Raw genomic sequence first — 6,000 nt, 5'->3', positions numbered from 1 at the left:
TGTCATAGTGTTTTGTCATAATGAGATTCTCCTTCAGTGAGGTACCTATATTGTACCATGATTTTTCTAATGAGAAACTCTCATTTTGACTTGTACTATTTATATTCTAACACCAGTCTGAGGGGCGGTTGCATCGGCAAACGCACCGAGTTTCCGGCCGCCTTTCACGGTTCGAGCAGACTTTGGAGCCTTAGAGTTTCACGACGCAGCGGTTCGGACTGAACCACGAAACCACCTGGCTGCCTCCCTGTCCCTTCCGCTGATTCACTACCTGCCGTGCAAAGCGTCCTTCCGCCCTAATTCCCTAAACAGCCATACAATGTCCATCACACACGGACTTTGTCCGCTTTTCTGAATCCTGAAAAATTCGGTTGCCTAATGGAAGAATATAGCTTATAATGATGGAAGAAATTGATGCTAAGGGAAATGGAAGGAGTAAATACCATGGATAAGAAAGAATTCGCATTACAGGAACATGAAAAATGGCAGGGTAAGATTGAAGTGATCAGCAGGTGCAAGGTGGAGACGCCGGAACAGCTTTCTGTTGCATATACGCCTGGTGTAGCTGAACCGTGCCTGAAAATATCAGAAGATGTGGATTTATCCTATAAGTATACACGCCGTCACAATATGGTCGCTGTTGTGACTGACGGTACGGCAGTGCTCGGCCTGGGTGATATCGGACCGGAGGCAGGCATGCCTGTTATGGAAGGCAAGTGTGTGCTCTTCAAGGAGTTTGGCGGAGTAGATGCGTTCCCTCTGTGTGTGCGTAGCAAAGACGTTGATGATATCGTCAAAACAGTAAGTCTTCTGGCAGGAAGCTTCGGCGGAGTTAACCTGGAAGATATTTCTGCACCAAGGTGTTTTGAAATTGAAAGAAAGCTGAAAGAGTGCTGTGATATTCCAATTTTCCATGATGACCAGCACGGAACAGCAGTTGTCACTGTAGCTGCTATGATAAATGCATTAAAGCTTACAGGGCGTAAGCTGGAGGATATCAGAGTCGTGACATCAGGCGCCGGAGCGGCAGGTATCGCGATCATTAAGCTTCTTGTAAGCATGGGTCTTAAAAATGTCATCATGTGCGACCGCACAGGCGCTATCTATGAAGGCAGAGAAGGTCTGAATGCAGAAAAAGAAGAGATGGCAAAGATAACAAATCTTGAGAAAAAAGCAGGCAGTCTGGCAGATATGCTTGTTGGGGCTGACGTATTTATCGGTGTATCAGCGCCGGGCACAGTGACTGAGGAAATGGTAAAGACAATGGCAAAGGATCCTATCCTCTTCCCGATGGCTAATCCTGTTCCGGAAATCATGCCGGATCTGGCAAAGGCAGCAGGCGCAGCCGTAGTCGGCACAGGACGCAGTGATTTCCCGAACCAGATCAACAATGTACTGGCATTCCCGGGAATATTCCGCGGTGCTCTGGATGTACGTGCAAAGGATATCAATGATGAGATGAAGCTGGCAGCAGCATACGCGATCGCAGGCCTTGTATCAGACGAGGATTTGAATCCGGAGTACATTATTCCTAATCCATTTGATAAGAGAGTAGGAAAAGCAGTAGCGGAAGCAGTGGCAGAAGCTGCCAGGAATACAGGTGTGAACAGAATATAGTATAGAATGTAACTGAAATACTGTGAAGGTACTGAACAGTTACCAAAAGTCCATAAAGGGGATGCCGCTGATGAAGCCGGCATCCCTTTTATATGTCTATTTGTACAACCCTCAGCATACACTTTACAAAGCTGGTAAGCCTTATGGAGGCCGGCAATAATTGCTAAGGAGTGAAGCGTGTGTTCGAAAAACTGACAATACAGGAGACGGTAAAGGAACTGCAGGGTGATGAAAAGAATGGACTTACAGACGAGGAGGCGCGAATAAGACTGGACAGCCATGGCAGGAATGTCCTCAGAGAGGCGAAGAAAACAACTGTGGTGGGGGCATTTTTCGAACAGTTAAATGATCCCCTCATCTATGTGCTTCTGGCAGCGACAGTGATCTCTATACTGCTGGGAGAGATAAGCGATGCAGCCATTATTGTGACTGTGATCGTCTTAAATGCTGTAGTAGGTGTCATTCAGGAGGGAAAAGCGCAGAAGGCTCTTGATGCGCTGAAAAAACTGACAAGCCCCAGGGCTGTAGTTAAGCGCGGCGGAAAGCAGATGGAGATAGCTGCCTCAGAGCTTGTTCCGGGGGATCTTGTTTTTTTGGATGCCGGGCGGCAGGTGCCTGCAGATCTGAGGCTTCTTGACACTGTGAACCTGAAGATTGAAGAATCAGCCCTGACAGGGGAAACAGTTCCTGTTGAAAAGGATGCACACTTTACTGCAAGAGGAGAGCTTTCCATGGGGGACAGGGTGAATATGGCCTATATGTCCACTGTGGTGACATACGGAAGAGGGGAAGGAATTGTCACTAATACGGGAATGGATACAGAGATCGGCAAAATTGCAGCGATCATCAATGAAGCTCCAAAGGAGATGACGCCGCTGCAGAGGCGCCTTGGGGATCTGGGAAAGCTGCTGAGTATCGTGGCTGTTGTGCTCTGTGTGGCCCTTTTTGGAATCGCCCTGCTTCAGAAGAGGGATGTGGCAGATATGTTCCTTACAGCTATCTCCCTGGCAGTAGCCGCAGTGCCTGAGGGACTGCCTGCTGTGGTTACGATTGTGCTGGCTCTCAGCGTGTCAAAGATGGTAAAGGTCAACACTATCGTGCGGAGACTGCCGTCAGTAGAGACACTTGGCGCTGTGAGTATTGTCTGTTCGGACAAGACAGGGACATTGACCCAGAATAAGATGACAGTGGCAAAATGCTTTGTTAACCTTCAGATGATGGACTCAGACCAGCTTAACCCGGACAGGCAGAAAGAATTTCTGGAAGGTATGACACTGTGCAATGACGGGGTATGTTCCGATGAGGAATGCATCGGGGAGCCCACAGAGCTGGCGCTTCTGGAGCTGTCAGGAAAATATCATATCAGGCGGGAGCAGCTGGAAAAAGCAAAGCCCAGAACGGATGAAAAGCCCTTTGATTCGAAAAGAAAGATGATGACTACCCAGCACCGGCAGGCGGGGGGATATATCAATTATACGAAGGGAGCGCCTGACGAGGTACTAAAGCGCTGCACAAAGATGCTGCTGGATGGCAGGGAAGTCAGGATGACAGATGTATACAGACGGCAGATAGAGAAAGCCTCAGAGAGAATGTCAGCCCAGGCGCTCCGTGTGCTGGCTGTCTCGATGAAGAAAGATAAAAAGGATCTTCAGGAAAAGGACCTGACCTTTATCGGGCTGACAGGAATGATCGACCCGCCCAGGCCGGAAGCAGCGGGCGCGGTAGAGAAATTCAGAAGCGCCGGCGTGACTACTGTCATGATAACAGGCGACCATGTGGATACGGCCTTTGCCATTGCCCGTGATCTGGGCATTGCCAGGGAACAAAGCGAATGTCTGACGGGACCCCAGCTTTCTTCCATGACAGACGCAGAGCTGGCCGATGCCCTGGATAATGTGAGGGTGTTTGCCAGGGTATCCCCTGAGCATAAGGTCCGCATTGTCAAAGCACTGAAGGCAAAGGATAAAATAGTGGCTATGACAGGCGACGGAGTCAATGACGCCCCGTCTTTGAAAACTGCTGATATTGGAATTGCCATGGGTGTGTCAGGTACTGATGTGGCAAAAAATGCATCTGACATTATTCTGACAGATGATAACTTTGCTACTATAGAGAGAGCCATAGAAGAGGGGCGGGGGATATATGAGAATATAAAAAAATCCGTACTGTTTCTCCTGTCCTCCAACTTCGGAGAAATCATTACTATGTTTCTGGCGATCATTGCAGGACTGGCCTCTCCGCTCAAGGCCAGCCATATCCTGTGGGTAAATCTGATAACAGATTCACTGCCTGCTCTGGCTTTGGGGGTGGATGAGAATGACAGAGAAGAACTTATGGAGAATCCGCCCAGAGACAGCAAAGAGAGCCTGTTTGCCGGAGGAGGGCTGGCGTGCACTCTGTTCTACGGATGCCTGATCGGTGCTGTGAGCCTGACGGCGTTTCTTATCCTGCCTCTCTCTGTACTGAGGGAAGGAAATATGGCATTTACAATTGCAAATATTGCAGAAGTGCTGAAGACTGAGGCGATCCTCAACCGGTCCCAGACATATGCGTTTACAGTACTGTGCCTGTCAGAGCTCTTCCATGCCGTGGGGATGAGGGATGTGGCAAAATCCGTCTTCAGAATGAACCATCTCTCCAACAAGCTGATGATAGGGGCATTTGTCATGGGATTTGTGCTTCAGGCAGCAGTTACGGAGATTCCGGCTCTTATAGGTGTATTCGGTACGGTAGCCCTATCCTTTGAAGAATGGGGAAATCTTATTTTCTTGGCAGCGTTTCCGCTTTTGGCACACGAGATATTTGTACTTGTCTCTCTGCTGAAAAGGAAGGGATCGCCCAAGGCCGGGTATAAGGCAGCAGCAAATACAGTAATTACCTACTGGCAACGTATGTAAGAATCTGCTATACTGTACTAAAAGAATATAGCCAGGGTTACAGGGGGAGAGACAATGAAAGTACAGCCGGAGGAGCAGATGATGAATCATACATTCTATTCCCTGCTAGATAATATGCATGCCATCATATATGTGACAGATATAGAGACGAATGAAATCTTATTTATGAGCAGGACCATGCAGGAAGAATTCGGTATTGCTGATCCACAGGGAAAGGTCTGCTGGGAAGTGATGGTCAGGGATATGGGCGGCCCCTGCCCGTTCTGTCCGGTGAAGAGGCTGAAAGAGCAGCTTGAGAGCGGAGAGAATGTATCGCAGATCGTCTGGGAAGAGAAGAACAGCCTGACAGGGCGGGTTTATGCTAATTATGACAGTATTATAACCTGGGTGGACGGGAGAAAGGTACATCTCCAGCATTCAGTAGATGTGACAGACTATAAAAAGCTCAGGGTCCAGGCAAATGTTGACGAATTGACAGGAATGTATAACAGAAGAGCGGGGAAAGAGCAGCTTGCCAGAAAGCTGCGGTATATGGAAGAACAGGACCTGTCAGGGACTATCTGTATGTATGACTTAAATGAACTAAAAAAAATCAATGACTCATATGGGCATGTCCACGGCGACCGCGCCCTCGCGCTTATCGGGCGGGTTACGCTGGCCAATATCAGAGAAGAGGATCTGGCGTTCAGGCTGAGCGGGGATGAATTTGTAATTGTATTTGAGGGGCTGCACCTGCAGGAGGCAAGGGAAAAGGTAGAGGGGCTTCTTAAAGAAATATCGGAGGTTACGGTTCTGGAAAATATCCAGTATAAGCTGTCATTCTGTTATGGCCTTGTAGAATTTTCTGGCAGGGATGGCCACTCTTTGTCAGAGCTGATCTCCATGGCGGATGAGCAGATGTACTGCCAGAAGAGAGAATACCATATAAGGAAGGCTCAGGAGAGGCTGAAGATCAGCCCTGCGCAGCTGGAAAAGGAAATAGAGGAATTTGATTACGATAAGGAACATTTATATGATGCCCTGATCCAGGCCACTGATAATTACGTGTATGCTGGGAATATGAAGACAGGAACGTTCAGATATCCGCCTGCCATGGTTGCGGAATTTGATCTGCCGGGAGAAATTATTCCAAACGCGGCTGCAGTATGGGGACGCCTTATCCATCCGGAGGACAAGAAGGTATTTCTGGAAGCCAATCAGGTAGTGGCGGACGGCAGGGCTGAAGGCCATGATGTGCGCTACAGAGCTGTAAACAGGAAGGGTGAGTGGGTGCCCCTCAGGTGCACAGGACATCTCGTGCGTGATGAGTATGGCAGGCCGGATCTTTTTGCAGGTGTTATTTCTCATGTCCGGTAATGGACTGATGATGTACAGAATATGAAAATAAATGGTGGCAGGTGCCGTATCCCGGTTTGGGGTGCGGCATTTTTATTTCATAATAGACTTCTTTTCCTATGAAATAAAAATGACAAAATTTACAAGAAAG

At 48.4% G+C, this 6,000-nt stretch carries 3 protein-coding genes; all 3 read left to right on the top strand.

The annotated features are described in order from the left end of the window. Positions 1-444 precede the first annotated feature (444 nt). The 3 genes from NSB28_RS20080 to NSB28_RS20070 all read left to right on the top strand — a co-directional run bounded on the left by NSB28_RS20080 (position 445) and on the right by NSB28_RS20070 (position 5,870). Positions 445-1,617, top strand: coding sequence for an NAD(P)-dependent malic enzyme (locus NSB28_RS20080; RefSeq protein WP_109748285.1), 1,173 nt, complete (start codon positions 445-447; stop codon positions 1,615-1,617). A 179-nt stretch (positions 1,618-1,796) separates the two neighbouring features. Further along, positions 1,797-4,514 carry a cation-translocating P-type ATPase gene (locus NSB28_RS20075; protein WP_109748286.1) on the top strand — a complete coding sequence of 906 codons (2,718 nt, stop codon included), beginning with the start codon at positions 1,797-1,799 and terminating at the stop codon, positions 4,512-4,514. Positions 4,515-4,568: 54 nt separating this feature from the next. Then, a complete protein-coding gene (locus tag NSB28_RS20070; RefSeq protein WP_109748287.1) occupies positions 4,569-5,870 on the top strand; it encodes a sensor domain-containing diguanylate cyclase in 1,302 nt (433 codons plus the stop codon). Positions 5,871-6,000 lie beyond the last annotated feature (130 nt).

It is taken from the genome of Murimonas intestini, assembly GCF_024622195.1.
GTDB lineage: Bacteria > Bacillota > Clostridia > Lachnospirales > Lachnospiraceae > Murimonas > Murimonas intestini.
The sequence above is the reverse complement of the archived record's forward strand: the minus strand, read 5'-3'. Positions and strand labels throughout refer to the sequence as shown.